Origin of the sequence: Comamonas sp. C11, from assembly GCF_024496285.1 — a bacterium.
Classification (GTDB): Bacteria; Pseudomonadota; Gammaproteobacteria; order Burkholderiales; family Burkholderiaceae_C; genus Comamonas; species Comamonas testosteroni_F.
This window is the reverse complement of the sequence record NZ_CP101743.1, coordinates 1,919,216-1,936,169: the sequence shown is the minus strand read 5'-3', so window position 1 is coordinate 1,936,169 and position 16,954 is coordinate 1,919,216. Positions and strand designations below refer to the sequence as shown.

Annotated in this window: 15 protein-coding genes and 2 tRNA genes; 9 read left to right on the top strand and 8 right to left on the bottom strand. The window is 64.8% G+C overall.

The window, feature by feature from the left end:
- Window positions 1-5 precede the first annotated feature (5 nt).
- Entirely contained in the window at window positions 6-2,090 is a 2,085-nt protein-coding gene (locus tag NOX35_RS08910; RefSeq protein ID WP_256496375.1) for a TonB-dependent receptor, read from the bottom strand.
- 223 nt (window positions 2,091-2,313) lie between these two features.
- Here NOX35_RS08910 and NOX35_RS08905 point away from each other — a divergent pair, with 223 nt between their 5' ends.
- Entirely contained in the window at window positions 2,314-3,105 is a 792-nt protein-coding gene (locus NOX35_RS08905; RefSeq protein WP_256496374.1) for an IclR family transcriptional regulator, read from the top strand.
- Window positions 3,106-3,135: 30 nt separating this feature from the next.
- Here the strand turns inward: NOX35_RS08905 and NOX35_RS08900 are convergent, their stop codons facing one another.
- Window positions 3,136-3,939 carry an ABC transporter ATP-binding protein gene (locus NOX35_RS08900; RefSeq protein WP_182286389.1) on the bottom strand — a complete coding sequence of 268 codons (804 nt, stop codon included), beginning with the start codon at window positions 3,937-3,939 and terminating at the stop codon, window positions 3,136-3,138.
- Window positions 3,940-4,057: 118 nt separating this feature from the next.
- On the opposite strand from NOX35_RS08900, the gene fepB reads away from it, so the two are divergent.
- From fepB to NOX35_RS08885, 3 genes are read left to right on the top strand one after another with little or no spacing between them, the layout of a single operon-like run.
- Window positions 4,058-4,996 (top strand): Fe2+-enterobactin ABC transporter substrate-binding protein, encoded by a 939-nt coding sequence (gene fepB, locus NOX35_RS08895; RefSeq protein ID WP_256496373.1) that lies wholly within the window; start codon window positions 4,058-4,060, stop codon window positions 4,994-4,996.
- A 3-nt stretch (window positions 4,997-4,999) separates the two neighbouring features.
- Window positions 5,000-6,061 (top strand): iron ABC transporter permease, encoded by a 1,062-nt coding sequence (locus tag NOX35_RS08890; RefSeq protein ID WP_182286387.1) that lies wholly within the window; start codon window positions 5,000-5,002, stop codon window positions 6,059-6,061.
- Window positions 6,058-7,098, top strand: coding sequence for a FecCD family ABC transporter permease (locus tag NOX35_RS08885; protein ID WP_371878526.1), 1,041 nt, complete (start codon window positions 6,058-6,060; stop codon window positions 7,096-7,098). Before NOX35_RS08890 ends, NOX35_RS08885 begins: the two co-directional genes overlap by 4 nt.
- A 131-nt stretch (window positions 7,099-7,229) precedes the next feature.
- Here NOX35_RS08885 and NOX35_RS08880 read toward each other — a convergent pair.
- Both NOX35_RS08880 and NOX35_RS08875 read right to left on the bottom strand, forming a co-directional pair.
- Window positions 7,230-7,306: transfer RNA gene (locus tag NOX35_RS08880), tRNA-Pro, on the bottom strand.
- A gap of 169 nt (window positions 7,307-7,475) precedes the next feature.
- Window positions 7,476-7,552 (bottom strand) — tRNA-Pro (locus tag NOX35_RS08875).
- 577 nt (window positions 7,553-8,129) lie between these two features.
- Here NOX35_RS08875 and NOX35_RS08870 point away from each other — a divergent pair.
- Entirely contained in the window at window positions 8,130-9,167 is a 1,038-nt protein-coding gene (locus NOX35_RS08870; protein WP_182286385.1) for a porin, read from the top strand.
- Between the two features lie 90 nt (window positions 9,168-9,257).
- On the opposite strand, the gene NOX35_RS08865 is transcribed toward NOX35_RS08870, so the two are convergent.
- From NOX35_RS08865 to NOX35_RS08850, 4 genes are read right to left on the bottom strand one after another with little or no spacing between them, the layout of a single operon-like run.
- Complete coding sequence (locus NOX35_RS08865; protein WP_256496371.1) at window positions 9,258-9,962, bottom strand: hypothetical protein; 705 nt, start codon at window positions 9,960-9,962, stop codon at window positions 9,258-9,260.
- Window positions 9,959-10,948: an MlaD family protein gene (locus NOX35_RS08860; RefSeq protein WP_003063372.1), complete on the bottom strand. Its 990-nt coding sequence runs from the start codon at window positions 10,946-10,948 to the stop codon at window positions 9,959-9,961. The genes NOX35_RS08865 and NOX35_RS08860 overlap by 4 nt, the downstream gene beginning before the upstream one ends.
- Before the next feature lie 13 nt (window positions 10,949-10,961).
- Window positions 10,962-11,765, bottom strand: coding sequence for an ABC transporter permease (locus NOX35_RS08855; RefSeq protein ID WP_182286382.1), 804 nt, complete (start codon window positions 11,763-11,765; stop codon window positions 10,962-10,964).
- A 57-nt stretch (window positions 11,766-11,822) separates the two neighbouring features.
- Window positions 11,823-12,296, bottom strand: coding sequence for a Cd(II)/Pb(II)-responsive transcriptional regulator (locus NOX35_RS08850; protein WP_034381187.1), 474 nt, complete (start codon window positions 12,294-12,296; stop codon window positions 11,823-11,825).
- Between the two features lie 39 nt (window positions 12,297-12,335).
- On the opposite strand from NOX35_RS08850, the gene NOX35_RS08845 reads away from it, so the two are divergent.
- From NOX35_RS08845 to NOX35_RS08830, 4 genes are all read left to right on the top strand, one after another.
- Window positions 12,336-14,483 carry a cation-translocating P-type ATPase gene (locus NOX35_RS08845; protein ID WP_256496370.1) on the top strand — a complete coding sequence of 716 codons (2,148 nt, stop codon included), beginning with the start codon at window positions 12,336-12,338 and terminating at the stop codon, window positions 14,481-14,483.
- 103 nt (window positions 14,484-14,586) lie between these two features.
- Window positions 14,587-15,048: a hypothetical protein gene (locus tag NOX35_RS08840; protein ID WP_182286380.1), complete on the top strand. Its 462-nt coding sequence runs from the start codon at window positions 14,587-14,589 to the stop codon at window positions 15,046-15,048.
- A 115-nt stretch (window positions 15,049-15,163) separates the two neighbouring features.
- Window positions 15,164-15,523, top strand: a complete 360-nt coding sequence (locus tag NOX35_RS08835; RefSeq protein ID WP_182286379.1) for a hypothetical protein — start codon at window positions 15,164-15,166, stop codon at window positions 15,521-15,523.
- On the top strand, window positions 15,520-16,953 hold the full coding sequence (locus NOX35_RS08830) for a TolC family protein (RefSeq protein ID WP_256496369.1): 1,434 nt from the start codon (window positions 15,520-15,522) through the stop codon (window positions 16,951-16,953). Before NOX35_RS08835 ends, NOX35_RS08830 begins: the two co-directional genes overlap by 4 nt.
- Window position 16,954 lies beyond the last annotated feature (1 nt).

The window sequence follows — 16,954 nt, the reverse complement described above, 5'->3', positions numbered from 1 at the left end:
CCATCTCAGAACGTTCCGCGCACGCCCACGCCGATCATGCGCGGCGCGGTCATGCTGGCCTCGATGCCGCCGATGCCGCGGTTTTGCTGCAGGTACGTCGGTGCGCGCGTGTCGAACACGTTCTTGATATAGCCGTACAACTGCACGCGTGCGTTGTAGGCATAGGTCATGCGCAGGTCGGCGATGGTGTTGGAGCCGACCGCATAGGCGCGCGTGTTGGCGGTATCTGAGTAGTAGCCGTCCAGGTGGCGCACCTGACCGGAGACATTGAACCGGGGGCTGGCGTCCCAGCTCACGCCCAGGCTCAGGTTGTAGCCGGGCGAGCGGGCGAAGCGGTTGTGCTCGTAGCCGGGGTTGCTGCCCATCTCCTCGATGCGGGTGCGCAGCACGCCCACGCCGGCCTTGATCCGCAGGTTGTCCAGCGCGCGGTAGTCGGCGCCCAGCTCGAAGCCGTAGGCATGGGCCTTCTCGGCGTTGATGGTGTAGGACTGAGCCACGCCCGGCGAGATGACCACCGGGATGTTGTACTGCGCATCCCGCATGTCCATGTAGAACAGGTTGGTGTTGAGCATCAGCCTGTCATTGAACAGGCTGGTGCGGCTGAACAGCTCGTAATTCCAGATCGACTCCTTCTTGAAGTAGGCCCATTGCCGGCTGGTGAGGTTCAGCGAGACGCCGCCCGGGTTGTAGCCACGGCTGACCAAGGCACCCACCGTCCAGCGTGGCGTGGCGGCATAGGCCAGGGACAGCTTGGGCAGCAGCGCCGAGAAGGTTTTCGTGTAGTCAAGGGCGGTGGGTGCCAACACTGAGGTGCCATTGCGCACCACCTCGTCCTGCTGGTAGCGCAGCCCGCTGCTCAGGGTCCAGCGGTCGGCCAGGCGCCAGTTCAGCTCGCCGAAGACGCCCAGGTTCTTCTTCGTGTCGTCGAAGGCGGACAGGCCGCGCAGCAGCAGGCTTTCGTCAGTGCTGGTACGGGCGTAATAGATGCCGCCGAAGCCGCTCAGTCGATCTTTTTCGTTGCCCACGAGAGCGCGGAATTCGTTGGAGACATTGTTCTGGCGGATATCGGCATCACCCCCACCGGAAATGCCGGTGTAGCGCTGCACGGACGAGCGCGAATACTGGGACTGGTTGACCAGCCGCACGCCGTTGCCCAGCTCGTAGCGGAGGTCGAGGATGCCGGTGTCGGTCTTCTGCTTCCAGCTGGGCATGGTCGTCGTCCAGTGCTTGAGCGCGCCGAACGGAGCTGAAGCGGCCTCCTGGGTCGGGCGGTTGCTGTCGTTGTGCGAGTAAGTGAATTTGGCTTCCAGGCCGGGAATGCTGTTTGGCAGCCACAGGAGTTTCAGGCGTGCGTTGAGCGCACGGAAATCCTGGTTGGCCTGGCCCTGCTGAAACCGCGGATTGTTGTAGTCGATAAAAGTGTCGCGCCCTGCATAGTCCACGGCAAGCCGCGCGGCCAGCTCCTCGCCCACGGGGCCGGAGACGGCGATGGAGGCGCGGCGCGAGTTGTAGTTGCCGGCCTCCAGCTGGTAGGCCGTCTCGGGCTTGAAGCTCGGATCCTTGGTATTGACGATGATTGCGCCCGCTATCGCATTCGCACCCTGCGAGGTGGTCTGGGGACCTCGGAACACCTCGATGCTATCCACATCCCATACCGAGGTCGCGCCGAAGAACATCTCGTTGTAATTGAGGTAATGGCCATCGAGATTGATGGTGGCGCGCGGTACCGTGCCGCCCCAGAAGACGTTCTGCCCGTTGTTGGGGCCCTGCGTGTCCTGCCCGCGGATGATGGGCGCACCCACCGTGTCGGTGTAGACCACGTTGGGCACGTCATGCAGCACCTCGTGGACCGAGGCATTGCCGCTCTCCTCCCTCTCGATGTCCTTGCCAGACTTGACCGATACGGAGGATGCCGTGTCCTTGAGTTCTCGCCTGACCTTTTCACCGCTGACCACGACCATGTCAAGCGTGGCAGTTTCCTCATCGGAGCCCGACACACCCTGTGCAAAGACGCCGGCTGGCGCCATCAAGGTAGAGAGTGCGACAGCGCCCGCCCTGGACGGGAGCCTGCGATGGAAACACAGTTTCACGGCATCTTCCTTTAATGAGAATGATTCTTGTTTTATGTTACAGCATGACGCATAGAAATTCCACCATTAGGAATTCATTCCTATCTGAGGAAAAAAGAACAACACTGAAAAGATGCATGCGTGCCGGGTTGCCTTCCACCCGAAAGGAGCCGGTATCATCGAGACCAGCGGCGCCCGGGCGCCCACCTGCGATGCTCCAAGTACAGGCAAGGAAGCCGAGCCTTTGAAAACAACAACACCTCAGACAACCGCCGGCGAGAAACGCTCCGGCACCATCCAGTCGGTCTCGATCGCCGCACGCTTCCTCATGATCCTGGCCAATGCCGAAAGCGAACTGGCGCTGGGCGAGGTGGCCCGGCGAACGGGAACGGGGGGCTCCACGGCCCACCGCTACCTGCAAAGTCTCGTCAAGGAAGGCCTGGCCAAGCAGGACCCGGCCAGCGGCCTCTACGACCTGGGCAGCGCGGCACTGAGCATCGGCATTGGCGCGCTCAAGCGCGTGGATGCGGTGGAAATTGCGGCGCAGCATATGAAGTCGCTGACACACCAACACGCGCTCAGTGGCGGTGTGGCCATCTGGACCGACCGCGGGCCGACCCTGGTGCGCTGGTACCGAAGCGCCTACTTCTCCATCAATCCGCTGGCGCTTGGCGACATCCTGCCCATAGACAACACCGCCTGCGGTCTGGTGTTCCAGGCCTTCCTGCCCAAGGCCACCATCGACGCTGCGCGCCGCCAGCAACCTGCCCATTTCCGCGGCAAGCCACCGACCAAGGCCGTGCTCGATGAAGTGCGCGAGCGCTGCTGGTCCGAATTGACCAGCCACCTTCTGTCCAACGTCACGGGCCAGGCAGCACCGGTGTTCGACGCACAGCATGAGATCGCCTGCGCGGTCACCACTGTCTCTGACCTGGGCCAGCTCAAGTCGCCCGACGACAGGCATGCGCTGCTGCGCGAAGCCAGCCTGATCAACCAGGCCACAGGCGGACGAGCCTTTGGCTCAGACTCTCACTAGAAGCGACGCGCAGGAAGATACCCAGGTGCTTCAGCCTTCCATGGCATGCACTGCCTTGCGCCCTCTTGGCACCACCAGGGGAGTCCCGGTCACAGGGTCAGGAATGACCACCGATGACAGGCCGAACACTTCCTCAACCAATTGCTCGGTAAAGATCGCCCCGGGATTGCCCTGTGCGGCGATGCGCCCGTCGCGCATGGCGATCAGGTGTGAGGCGTAGCGGCAGGCGTGGTTGAGATCGTGCAGCACCGCAATCACGGTGCGGCCGGCCCGGTTGAGGTCCGCCAGCAGCTCCAGCAACTCGATCTGGTGTGCAATGTCCAGAAACGTCGTGGGCTCATCCAGCAACAGGATGGGCGTCTGCTGCGCCAGCACCATCGCAATCCACACACGTTGGCGCTGCCCGCCTGACAACTCGTCCAGAAGCCGGTCCGAAAGGGCCATCACATCAGTGGCCTTCATGGCCTCGGCCACCGCCTGCTCGTCGGCATCCGTCCACTGCTTCAGGAAGGACTGATGGGGGTAGCGCCCACGCGCCACCAGGTCTTCCACCGTGATGCCCTCGGGCGCGACCGCGCTTTGCGGCAGCAAGCCCAGGCGCCGTGCGACCTCCTTGGCAGGCCATTGCGCGATATGCCTGCCATCCAGGATGACCCTCCCTACGGTCGGTGCCAGCAGGCGCGACAGCGCGCGCAGCAGGGTGGACTTGCCGCAGGCGTTCGGCCCCACGATGACGGCAAAGGAGCCATCGGGAACAGCAAGGGACAGGCCCTGCGAAATGGTGCGCTCGCCGTAGCGCAGCGTCACTGCATCAGCACTCAGTCGATATGTCATGGCCGGTCATGCCCCACAAGCAATAGGTCCTTAGGCATTACAAATTCGGAATGCATTCTACAATGAGGAATACCCTAAAGAACCTTGATGTACTCGGCCCTGTCACGGTCAGATCGATATGAACAGACTAAAATTCACCGCCCTGGTTGCGGCTGCGGCACTGTCCGTGCTGGCCGGTATCGCGCTCATGCAGCGCAACGCCGTCCACGAGGCCGGCGCCACACAGCAGGCCTCTCTACCGCAGCGCATCGTGTCCACCTCGCCCAGCGTGACGGGCATCCTGTTGGCCATCGATGCCCCCGTGGCGGCAACCGCAGCCACCACGCCCAGCCGCTTGACTGATGACAAGGGCTTTTTCTCGCAATGGGCTCACGTTGCCGACGAGCGTGGCGTACAGGTGCTCTACCGCAACCTCCAGTTCGACATCGAGGCCGTCCTGGGCGCCACCCCTGATCTGCTGGTGGCCTCTGCCACCGGCGCCGACAGCGTGGCCCAGCACCGCACCGAACTGCAGGCGCAGGGCGTGCCAATGGTCGTGGTCGATTACTCCAGCCAGTCCTGGCAGGACATCGCCACCGAGCTGGGCCGCATCACGGGCCATGCGAAGCAGGCCGCCGCAGCCATTGCCCTCTTCGATGCCCATGTGGCGCAAACCGCCGCCTCCATCACGCCACCAGCCCAGCCCGTCAGCATCGTCGCCTACAACCTGGCCGGCAGCTACTCCATAGGCCGCGCCGCCAGCCCGCATGCGCGGCTGCTGGCTGCACTGGGTTTCAAGGTGGAGGGCCTGCCGCCCCCGCTGGCCGCACAGGTGACACGCTCGTCCGACTTCGAATTCATCTCCCGCGAAAACCTCTCGGCCGCCATCACCGGCGATTCCGTCTTCCTGCTCGGCGCTTCGCAGGGCGATGTCCAGGCCTTCCTGGACGATCCGCTGCTGGCCAACCTGCCGGCCGTGGCCGGCCGGCGCGTCTATGCGCTGGGCCCGACCTCGTTTCGCATCGACTACTACTCGGGGCAGCAGATGGTCGACGCCGTGGCCAGCCATTTCCGCTGAGCCATGCGTGCACGGCTTCAAGGCGCGGTGGCGCGGCCTGCCTCGCGCGCTCCGCGCGCTCCCCTGCGCCGCAGACGTTGGCTGGGCCTTGCAGGCGGGCTGCTGGCGCTGGCCATCATCGCCGTGCTCGGCATCACCGTCGGCTCGCGCGACATTGCGCTGGCCGACATCCTCAGCGCGCTGCGGGCTCCGGACCTGCGTGATGACCAGCACCTGATCGTCAGCCTGCTGCGCATGCCCCGCACCGTGGTGGCCATCCTGGCCGGCATGGCGCTGGGCGTGGCCGGCGCGCTCATGCAGGCCGTCACCCGCAATCCCCTGGCGGAGCCGGGCCTGCTGGGCGTCAACGCGGGAGCGGCGCTTGCCGTGCTCATCGGCATGACGGCCTTCGGCCTGACGTCCGTGCTCCAGTACGTCTGGTGCGCCTTTGCCGGCGCGGGGCTGGCGGGTGCCGCCGTCTTCGCGTTCGGCCAGTCCCGGGGCGCGAGCGCGCACCCGGTGCGCCTGGTCCTGGCCGGGGCCGGCCTGTCGGTCATGCTCACCTCCAGCGCCGGCATCATCCTGCTCAACGCCCCCCCGGAAGTCTTCGACGGCTTCCGCCGCTGGGCGGCCGGCTCCCTGGAGGGCAGCGGCTATGCCAGCGCCGCCGTGCTGGCGGCCGCCGTGGCGGCGGGACTGGCGGCGGCCTGGGCCATCGTCGGCCAGCTCAACGCCATGGCGCTGGGGCATGATGTGGGCTTGGCGCTGGGCGTCAATGTGCGCGCCACCGCTCAACTGGCCTGCCTGGCGGTCATGATGCTGGCCGGGGCCGCCACGGCGGCCGTGGGCCCCATCGCCTTCGTCGGCCTGGTGGCGCCGCATCTTGCACGCCTCTCGTGCGGGCCGGACTACCGCTGGATACTGCCGCTGTCCGCGCTCTACGCGGCGGTGCTGCTGCTGGGTGCCGATGTGCTGGGCCGCGTCGTCGCGGCGCCTGCCGAAGTGGCTGCGGGCATCGTCGCCTGCCTGATCGGCGGGCCGTTCTTTGTCTGGGTGGCGTGCAGATACCGGTTGAGCAGACTATGAAGGCGTCCGTGAAGACCTCGATACTGCGCTGGGGCCCATATTCGCTCCGCTGGCGGCCCAGGCCGCTGGCCGTGGGCATGGCGCTGGTCGTGCTGGCCCTGGTGCTGGGTGTGCTGCTGCTGGGCACGGGAACCCTGTCCCTCAGCCCCGCCGAAGTGCTCGACAGCCTGCTGGGCACGGGCTCCAACCCCGCAGCAGAGCGCATCGTGCAGCGGGTGCGGCTGCCGCGTGTCCTCACGGCCGTCTTCGTGGGCGCGTCGCTTGGCATGGCGGGTGCCATCTTCCAGTCCATCTCCCGCAACGCGCTGGGCTCGCCGGACGTGATCGGCTTCACCACCGGCGCGGCCAGCGGGGCGATTGCGCTCATCGTGCTGGCTGACGCCGGGCCGCTGTGGATATCGCTGGCCGCCGTGCTGTCGGGCATGGCCACGGCGGCGGTCGTGCTCGCGCTGTCCAGCGGCCGGCGCATCGCAGGGGGCTACCGGCTGGTGCTGGTGGGCATAGGCGTGGGGACCACGCTCTCGGGCCTGAACACCATCCTGCTGGTCATGGGCGATCTGGAGCGGGCCGTCTCCGCACAGCGCTGGCTGGCTGGCTCGCTCAGTGCGCGGACCTGGGCGCATGTCGTGCCGGCCGCATTCAGCTTCTTCGCCATCGTGCCGGTCGTGCTGTTGTGCGCCCGCCGGATCGACCTGCTGGAACTGGGCGATGACGCCGCCACCCAACTCGGCGTCAACGTACCGCGTACCCGACTGATCATGGTGATGTGCGCCATCGCCCTGACAGCCACTGCCACCGCGGCGGCCGGGCCCGTCGCGTTCATCGCGCTGGCCGCGCCGCAGGTGGCCAGGCGTCTGGGCCTGTCGCCCGACGTGCCTCTGTTCACGGCGGCAGCCGTGGGCGCCGTTCTGCTGCTGGCGGCCGACATGCTCAGCCAGTGGGCGCCGGTGCGCCTCCATCTGCCCATCGGGCTGGTAACGGGGCTGCTGGGCGGGGTGTATCTGCTGTGGCTGCTGTTTCGCACGCACAAGGGCTAGGAGTGTGACAGCAGAAGTTGAGACAGCACTTCTATCTCTCTTCGAGTCATCGCCCTGAAGAGTCGCACGACATCATGCGATCTGGATAGAAAAATGGCTCCTAACTTTACAGTTAGGAGCCATTTTTAGATTGGTCGGAATGGCGGGATTCGAACTCGCGACCCCTTGCACCCCATGCAAGTGCGCTACCAGGCTGCGCTACATTCCGTGTCGATGACGCTATTGTAACCGATTTTCGACCATCTTTTGGGAAGGCAGCAACTTGAGCAGTTGCTCGGTTATCAGCCACGACGGTCATCTGACGCTGCAGGTTTCATAGCGAACCTCGCAGCGGCATTGAAAAAGGCCTGTGATTTTCATCACAGGCCTTTTCAATTTGGTCGGAATGGCGGGATTCGAACTCGCGACCCCTTGCACCCCATGCAAGTGCGCTACCAGGCTGCGCTACATTCCGTGTCGATGGAATGAATTATAGGGAGGAAAAACACCCTCCCCGGGGAAAACGCGCACTTTTTTCAAAAAAGTATCGAACTGGTACTGAAGGCTGCAGGCCTGATATCAACGCACGCCCGGCCGCATAAGCGCTCAGCACGCACAGCACACTCCGGCCAATCGCGATCCCTGCGCAGGGCCCGACCAAGACTGCCCAAGGGAACGACAAGAGTGGGCGCTTCAGCGATTCCAAGCAGGCATCCATCGCCAAGCCACTCTTGTTCCATCCGCTGACGCTGTCATCGCCAAACCTCTTGATCAAACCTGGCCCACCAGGAATGACTGTTATTCCTTGATCACGAAACCCTCAGTACTCACTCTCGCTCGGCTGGCTTCACCCAGCCGCTTTGCACGGCAATATCGATAGCACCAACACGGTGCACACAAGAGATTTCCCCTAGTCCTTGATGTAAAAAAACCACTGTCATATCGCCGAAAAGATGATTTCATCGGCATCCGCGGAACTGCAGAGCAAGCTGTATACAAACCCCCGCTATATTTCAAAACGTAAATCCAATATCTAACTCGAGAGGACACTCATGAAGACCGCTTTTATCGCCATGGCTGCTGCCCTGGCCTGCTCCGGCGCCGCTTTTGCGCAGAGCAATGTGCAACTGACGGGCCTCGCCGATATGTATGCCGGCTCCGTCAAGATGGCCGGCCAGGACCGCAAGGGCGTTGTTGGCTCCGGCGGCATGACCACTTCCTGGTGGGGCCTGAAGGGCACGGAAGACCTGGGCGGCGGCCTGAAGGTCGATTTCAACATCACCGCCTTCATGCGCATGGACACCGGTGAAACAGGCCGCTTCCCCGGCGACACCTTTTTCTCGCGCGATGCCAACATCGGCCTGAACGGCAATTTCGGCCGCATCGGCCTGGGCCGCGACAAGGCGCCCAACTTCCTGCCCACCATTCTGACCAACCCCTTCGGCGATTCGTTCACCATCTCGCCTCTGGTGCTGCACGCGAACACCCCCACCGCAGCCTGGGGCGGCGCCCGCCTGACCACGCCCGCCGACACCGGCTGGAGCAATATGCTGGTCTACACGACGCCTAACTTCGGCGGCCTGACTGCCAATGTCTACTACCAGTTCGGCGAGCAATCGACTCCTGGCAACAAGAGCAAGAAGAACGTCGGCGTGAACGCTCTGTACTCCAGCGGTCCTCTGAGCCTGACGGCCTTCTACGAGCGCGACCAGATCACCAACCCCGGCAGCGGCACGGTCATGCCCACCAAGAGCGACTGGATGGTCGGCGGCAGCTACAACTTCAATGTTGTGAAGCTCTACGCTACCTACGGCCAGGCCAAGGTCAAGGATCTGGACAGCAAGAGCAAGACCTACTCGCTGGGTCTGGACATTCCGGTCTCCGGCACACCCGGCACCGTCAAGGCAGCCGTGGCCCGCACCAAGTACGAAGCAGCCACCGATGCCACCCGCACCACAGCGACCCTGGGCTACGACCACTTCCTGTCCAAGCGCACCGACGTCTACACCGCTCTGATGTACGACCGCGTGACCGATGCCAACCCCAAGACCGGCACCAGCCTGATCGCCGGTATCCGTCACCGCTTCTGAGCACTGGATTAGAGCGGGCCTATGGCTCGCCATCCGAAAAAGCGAGGTCTTAGCCTCGCTTTTTTATTTCCAGTCCGGTGAGCGACCGGTTCACTTGGGTGCAGATGTCTCCAGCAGCTTCAGCCTACGCTGCAGTTGCGCCTGTTGCTGCACATCACCGCCCTGCTGCGCTGCCTTGAGCTGCAGCAGCAGCCAGGCCATCAAAGGCCTGCGCCAGCCTTGCTCCGAAGCGGTATCGACGCCTTGCTGCAGCAGGGCGGGGTCGGCCGCGCCGCCACGCAGCAGCACACCCGCAGCCACCAGTCTCGATAGCGGATCCTTGATCTCGGCCAGGGCAGTACCACCTGCGCCGCCGCCGAGCAGCTGCCGCGCCACGCCGCGCTGCGCCTCAGGCAAAAGCTCGATATCACCGGCTTGCGGACTGGCCCGCAGATAGCGGGCATAGGCCTGCTCTTGCTTGCCCGCATCCTGCGCCAGCGCCTCATAGGCCGGACAACTGCTCCAGTCCAGGCTGGCCACCTGCGCCGCGCAGCGCATCAGCTCCAGCTTGGCGGCCTGTGCGGGTTGGCCGGTGCTGGCCACGGCATCACGCGCCTTCTGCCACTGCAGCGCCTCCACACGCTGATGCCCCTGCAAATAGGCCTGGGCGGCTTTTTGCGCCGCAGCTTCGGCGCTCAATGCCCAATCCGGTGCCGGTGCTTGGTTGCCACAGGCTGACAGCGCTATGACGGATATAGCAGCCATCGCCCTCCCGTATTTGCCTGGAGTCTGCTTTTGCTTGGTTTTTTGCTTCATGGCAGCTTCAACTCCGGCTTGTGGGAAAACGGCCATTTGCGCTGCAGATCGTTGAGCACGGACTCCAGTCTCAGCAGATTGCTTTCCACCTCGGCACGCAGCGCGCCCAGGTCGGTCGAGGCCTCGCGGGCATTGCTGCCCACCACCTGCATATCGGCCAGTACTGCATCGACCTTGGCCATGCTTTTGCGCGTATCGGCCAGCAAGCCATTGAGCTGCTCCATAGTGGCCTTGACCTGGGGCATGACGCCATTCGCGTCAAAGACCTGGCTGTCGGCGCGCGCCACCATTCGGTCCATGCGCCCGAGCAGGGAGTTGGCACGCTCCAGCATCTGGCCGACCTTCTTCGCTTCCTCGTCGCTGCCCAGCACCGCCCCCAGAACGCCGCCTTGCCCCTGCATGCGCTCGGCCAGCTTGCGTACTTCGGCCAACGATCCGCCCAATGCCGAATCCGTGGCGGTCAGTGCCGCCACATTGGCCAGCACCTCTTTGGCGGAATTGATGATCTGTGGCAGCTCTGCCGTGGCGTCGCCACTGAGCACGGGCCGCACGGAATCCGGTGGCAGCGGCGCATCGCCCAGCATGCCGGTATAGGCCTTGATGGTGGTGCCGCCCACCAAGCCCTTGACCAGCGTGAACACGCTGGACTGGCGCAGCCAGTGGGCATCCTTCTCGGTCACATCGACCAGTATGCGAACCGAGCCGTCCTCGGCCAGCTCAATCTTGCGCACACGGCCTATGGGAAAGCCCGAGAAAGTCATGTCCATGCCCACGATCACGCCCTCGGAGTCATCGGCCGTCAGCACCAGACGCTGCGTGGGCTCGAACACTCCGCGCGCGTAGAGCAGATAAGCGGCCGCACTCAGAATCAATACCAGGGTCAGCGCCAGCAGCGCGGCTGCCTTGGCGCGCAGATGCGCGACGGGTTTGAGGCTGAGCAACTCCTCGTCGATCAGCTGCTCCTCGGCCATACGCGTTTCGCTCATGGCTTCATCCTTTTCAGTAATAGTTGCCCATGAGCGAGATCACCTCGATCAGAAGCAACACGGCAAACATGCGTGCAAAGCCTCCCAGCTCCGCCCCGCCCTGCCTATGTCGCGCAACCGGCGTATACATGGCAGAGGCCAGCGGCATGACGGCCACCGTGAGGCTGAAAAACCAGGTCTTGAGCACGAACACCAGCGTCAGCGACGGTGTGAAGATCTGGCCAAAGATGCGCGTGTACGCACCAAACCCGGCCAGGCTGAAGCCGTAGACGCTCAAGTACACAGTGACCAAGGCCACGATGCAGCTGAGTGCGGCCAGTGTGATGGCGGCAAACACGCCTGCCGCCGCACGCGGCACCAGCGCCGCACGGACAGGGTCAATGCCTTGCGTCTTCCACTTCGCGAGCTGGCCCTGCATACGCATCTGCACCACCTGCACGCCGGCTGGAATGGTGCAGCGCATGGCTACAAACAGTGCAGCCGTCAGCGGTATCAGCTCGATCACCATCACCCGCACCACCAGATCCAGCGCATAGCGTGACAGGCCGTAACTCTGTGCGGTGACAATGACGATGCGCGCAATCACCGCACACAGCAGGGCTGCCAGCGCGGTGAAGCCCGTGAGTATGGGAGCGGTCTGCGCATACATCTGCTGGGCCAGCATGGCCCGCCCGCGCCTGTGGTAGCTGGACGGCGACGTCACCAGCACGAGCAGCACGGCGGTCAGATAAATGCTGCGCCACCACGCCAGGGCCTGCGCGCCCAGCGCGGCCCAGATCCGCCCCGGCAGCTTGATGGTGGTTTCACTCCAGCTCATGCAGGAATGATAGCGTCCACTGCAGGACAGGGGCGCAGCCGCCATAGTTGCCGCCTGTCAGACATGGCGCTTTGCCGCAGCACTGCCCTGCAGGCCCTCGGGCAGGGGCTCATCGGCCTGTGCATGCAGGGCCTCGATGATGTGGCAAAAGCTGTCCGAGCCGTCGCACTGGCTGCGCAGCTGCATCAGCTCATGCTCCAGAGCCTGCAGCTCGGCCAGCCGCTCGCGCACATGGCCCAGATGGGCGTCCAGGGTTTTGTTGGCAGCCACGCAATCGGCCTTGCGCGCACCATCGAGCGCCAGCAGGGTGCGCACTTCGTCGAGCGACATATCCATGGCCCGGCACAGCCGAATAAAACGCAGCCTGTGAACATCTCCATCGGTATAGAGCCGGTACTGGTTGTCCTCGCGCATGCCGGGCGAGAGCAATTGCTCCTTCTCGTAGTAGCGGATATTGGCTGCAGCAATGCCGGAACGCTTCGCGGCCTCGCCAATGCGCCAGCGCGGAATATCGTGCGAATTGAGTGACATGCTTGACCTTGAAGTGACTTTATTGTTTTCAATACTGCCATGAAGCAAGAAAGCCTGTCCACCCACGCCCATGGCGGCGGCCACAATGGTCATTCACATGATCACGATCATGCACATCCGCATGAACATGTGCCCGCCACTTCGAAACCCATTGCCGCCACAGCCACATCGGCCTGCGGAACCGGCTGCTGCGCACCGTTTTCCATCAGCGAGCCAGCCAAGAGCCAGGCTCACGATGAGGGTGACGGTCACGACCATGCTCACGACCATGGCGTGCTGCCCGGCTGGCCGCGCATCTACGCCGCTCTGGCGGCGGCGCTGGCGGCCGAGGCCTGCCACTGGTTTGGCGGCGACGGCGCCAACTCGACGCTTCAATACCTTGGCATGGCACTGGCCGTTCTGGGTATAGCGCTGTCGGGTCTGGGCGTCTACAAGGCCGGTCTCAAGGATCTGCTGCGCTTCAGGCTCGGGATTCATGCACTGATGGCCGTGGCCGTCACCGGTGCCTTCATCATCGGCCAGTGGCCCGAAGCCGCCATGGTCATGGCCCTTTATGCGGCTGCCGAGCGCATCGAAGACCAGGCCATGGACAAGGCCCGCCTGGCCATCCGCAACCTGCTGCAACTCGCGCCCGAAACTGCCGATGTGCTGCAACCCGACGGTACCACCCTGCGCATGGCCGCCAGCGAGGTGCCCCTGGGCGCCGTGCTGCGCGTGACGCCAGGCGCTCGCGTGCCGCTGGACGGACTGGTCACCGAGGGCGAAAGCTCGGTCAACCAGGCCCCCATCACCGGCGAGAGCGCGCTGGCGCACAAAGGCCCGGGCGACGAGCTGTATGCAGGCTCCATCAACCAGGACGGCGAGTTGCACCTGCGTGTAACCGCGCCGGCCAGCGACAGCCTGATTGCACGCATCGTCCATGCCGTGGAGCAGGCGCAGTCCTCCAAGGCCCCCACCCAGCGCTTTGTCGACCGCTTCGCCGAGATCTACACCCCCATCGTTCTCGTGCTGGCGATTGCCCTGGGCCTGCTCGCCCCCTGGCTGCTGGACTGGAGCTGGCACCAGGCCGCTTACCAGGCCCTGGCCCTGCTGGTCATCGCCTGCCCCTGCGCCCTGGTGCTGTCCACCCCCGTCACCGTGGTCAGCGCGCTCACGGCTGCGGCCAAGCGCGGCATTCTCATCAAGGGTGGCAGCGCGCTGGAGTCGGCCCGCCAGCTCAAGGCGATTGCACTCGACAAGACCGGAACGCTGACCACGGGCTCGCCCAGGCTGGTGGACTGGCAGAGCTGGAATGCGGCGAGCAGCGATGACGCCGCTGCCCGTGCCTATGCGCTGGCATCGCGCTCCGACCACCCGGTATCGCGCGCGATTGCCCAAGGGCTGGAGGAGCAGACAGGCAAGGAGCTTGCCGAAGCTCAGGCCTCGACTCAGCAATTGCAGGCCCTGCCCGGCCGCGGCGTGCAGGCCCAGATCGGCGGTGAACGCTGGACGCTGGCCAATCTGCGCTGGGTGGGCGAGCAAGGCTGGGACAGTGCCGAACTCCAGGCCGCGCTGATGCTGCAGGAGCAACAAGGCCGCACCGTCACCCTGCTGGCCAATGAGCAGGGCGTGCAGGCGCTGTTTGCCGTGGCCGACCCGCTGCGTCCGCAGGCCAAGGCGGCTGTGACCCAGTTGCAGGCACTGGGCGTCAAGCCCATTGTCCTCAGCGGCGACAACAGTGCCACCGTGCGCACGGTAGCCGCGGAAGCAGGCATCAGCGACGCGCGCGGCAATATGCTGCCCGAGGACAAGCTCAAGACCCTGAGCGAGTTGCAGCGCGACATCGGCCCCACGGCCATGACAGGCGACGGCATCAACGACGCACCGGCGCTGGCCCAGGCCGACATAGGCTTTGCCATGGGCGGCATGCACGCCACCGACATGGCCATGGAGACCGCCGATGTGGTGCTCATGAACGACGACCTGCGCCGCATTCCCGAGGTGGTTGATCTCTCGCAGCGCGCGCACAGCGTGCTCTGGCAGAACATCAGCCTGGCCCTGGGCATCAAGCTGGGCTTCTTCATTCTGGCCGTCAGCGGCAATGCCAGCATGTGGCTGGCAGTGCTGGCCGACATGGGCGTGAGCCTGCTGGTGGTCGCCAATGGCCTGCGCCTGCGTCATTGGGGGAACAGGCCTGAAAACGCATGAAATTCGACCTTAGATCTTGATAGGCAAGCGCAAGCAGCTATCTAATTTGCGATTTTCTGCACCAGGCGGGGAACTAACCCCGCCCTTCGCTATCATTCACCTCATGCGTCGCTTTTTCTCTCTGTTCATGGTTTTGCTGCTGGCCCTGCGTGGTCTGGCAGGCGATGCCATGGCCATGGAGCAGAACACCGACCAGGCCCATCACATGGGACATGGGCTGGTGCAGACGCAAAGCCTGGACGAAGTGGCCTCCATGGCAGCCGCTTTGCACCACGCGCATGCAAGCCTCGTGGCCGACGCACAGCCGCATCACGACATGGCCGCGTCCCACAAGGCAGGCCCTGCAGGGGCCGTCAGCTGCAGCGCCAATGCTGCCGACAGCGACTGCCACCAGCATGAAGGCCATTGCACGGCCTGCGGCATCTGCCACTCGACGCTGGCCAATCCCGAGTTGCTGACGCTTCACTCCAGCCTCCCCCTGGCCGCCCAGCCGGCCCATGGTGCAGCGCGCTTTGCCAGCGCCGCGCCTGCCGAACTCGTCAAACCACCGATTTCTGCGCTCTGACGCCCTAGGTGCGTCCGCATTTTGATAGCAGCCATCGCTTTTGCTATCTAGGTTTGAGCCGTAAAACGCTCAAAACTGCGGACTTTCTCCCGGTTTTAGACGACAGGAATCCCCTATGCGCCAAGCGCATCCTCTTTCTTTGACAGCCATGGTTTTGCTCATGGCCGGCGTCAGCCCGCCGCTCCTGGCCCAGCCGTCCGAGCAGACTCTCCCGGTGGCCCAGTCCCCGGCCAGCAGTCACAGCGTTTTCAACCCCGCCGCTCCCACGCTGGCGCTTCAGCACCAGCCGCTTGCCGCCAGCGCCGCCATCGTCGCCCAGCCCGGAGACTGGAGGGCCGCCAATGCTGCCGTGGGCGAGTTCACGCGCGGCCATGGCGATCTGCTCAGGTGGGAGAAATCCCAGGGCAATGCCTCCGGATCAGCCCCGGACAGCGCTGCTTCCGCACATCAGCACCATCACGGAGGCCAGCCATGAAGCGCCTTGCATTCAAAGCCGCGCCATTGCTCGTCGCACTGGCGCTGGCTGGCTGCGCCAGCATCTCGCCCGACGGACTGCGCGGCGACGTGGCCAGACATACCGAAGGCAGACTGCCTGCGGGCGCGCAACTGCCGTCGCCGGACGCGCAAGCCCTGCAGGATGCGCAGACCCAGATTGCCGACTGGCTCAAAACCCCTGTCGATGCCGACACCGCCGTGCGCATCGCCCTGCTCAACAACCCTGGTCTGCAGGCCCAGCTGGCGCAGCTCGGCATTGCCGACGCGCAGCGCGTGCAGGTCCTGACCTTGCCCAACCCCAGCTTTACCTTCGGCCGCTTTCGCAACGGCCACGAGCGCGAGATCGAGCGTCAGCTCAGCTTTGGCCTGGTGCAGCTCATCACCCTGCCCTGGCGCAGCCGCTGGCAGGGCTGGCAGATGGAGCAGGCCACTCTGACGGCCGCCCAGCAGGTGCTGCTGCTGGCCTCAGACACGCGCCGTGCATGGCTGCGCGCCGTGGCCGCCGAGCAAGCCCTGGCCGCCAACGAACGCATGCACGAGGCTGCGGCCCTGGGCGGCGAGCTGGCCCGCCGCATGGCCCAGGTCGGCAACTTCAGCAAGATGGACCAGGCCAGAGAACTGGCCCAGCAGCAACAGGCCGCCGCCCAGTTGGCACGCGCGCGTCTGAACGCCCAACTGGAACGCGAGCAGCTGGCCCGCCGCATGGGTCTGTGGGGACAGCAACTGGCCTACAAGCTGCCCGCCCAGCTGCCCGCCCTGCCGAAAGCAGCCGAATTGCGCAGCGGTGATGACGCCGAGGCCACGGCGCTGCGCCAGCGGCTGGATCTGGGCGCGCTGCGCCGCGACCTGGATGTGACCGCCGGCCGCCAAGGCTGGGCCACGGTGGGCACCATCTTTGGCGATATCGGCGCCAGCTACAGCAACAACACCAGCACGGACAGAGCCACCGGCCACAGCGACAAGACCCAGGGCTGGGAGTTCGACGTCCCGCTGCCGCTGTTTGACTGGGGCTTTGCCGCGCGCGGCATGGCACGCAACCAGGTGCTGCGCAGCGCATCGCTGCTGCGCGACAACGCCATACGCGCGCGCAGCGAGGCCCGCAGCAACTGGCTGGCCTACCGCACGGCTTACGACCTGGCCCAGCAGCAGCAGGCAGAGGTCCTGCCCCTGGCCAAGCTGATGCAGGAAGAAACCGTCTACCGCTACAACGGCATGTTCATGAGTGTGTGGCAGCTGCTGGCCCAGGCCCGCAGCACCACCCAGGCCGTGGTGACCGCCACCGAGGCCCAGCGCGACTTCTGGCTGGCCGAGACCGATCTGCGCCTGGCCCTGACCGGCACATCGCCAGGAACCTCACCCACCGTCAACACCAGCGCAGCGCCCGCTGCCAACAACGAAGCAGGTCACTGAT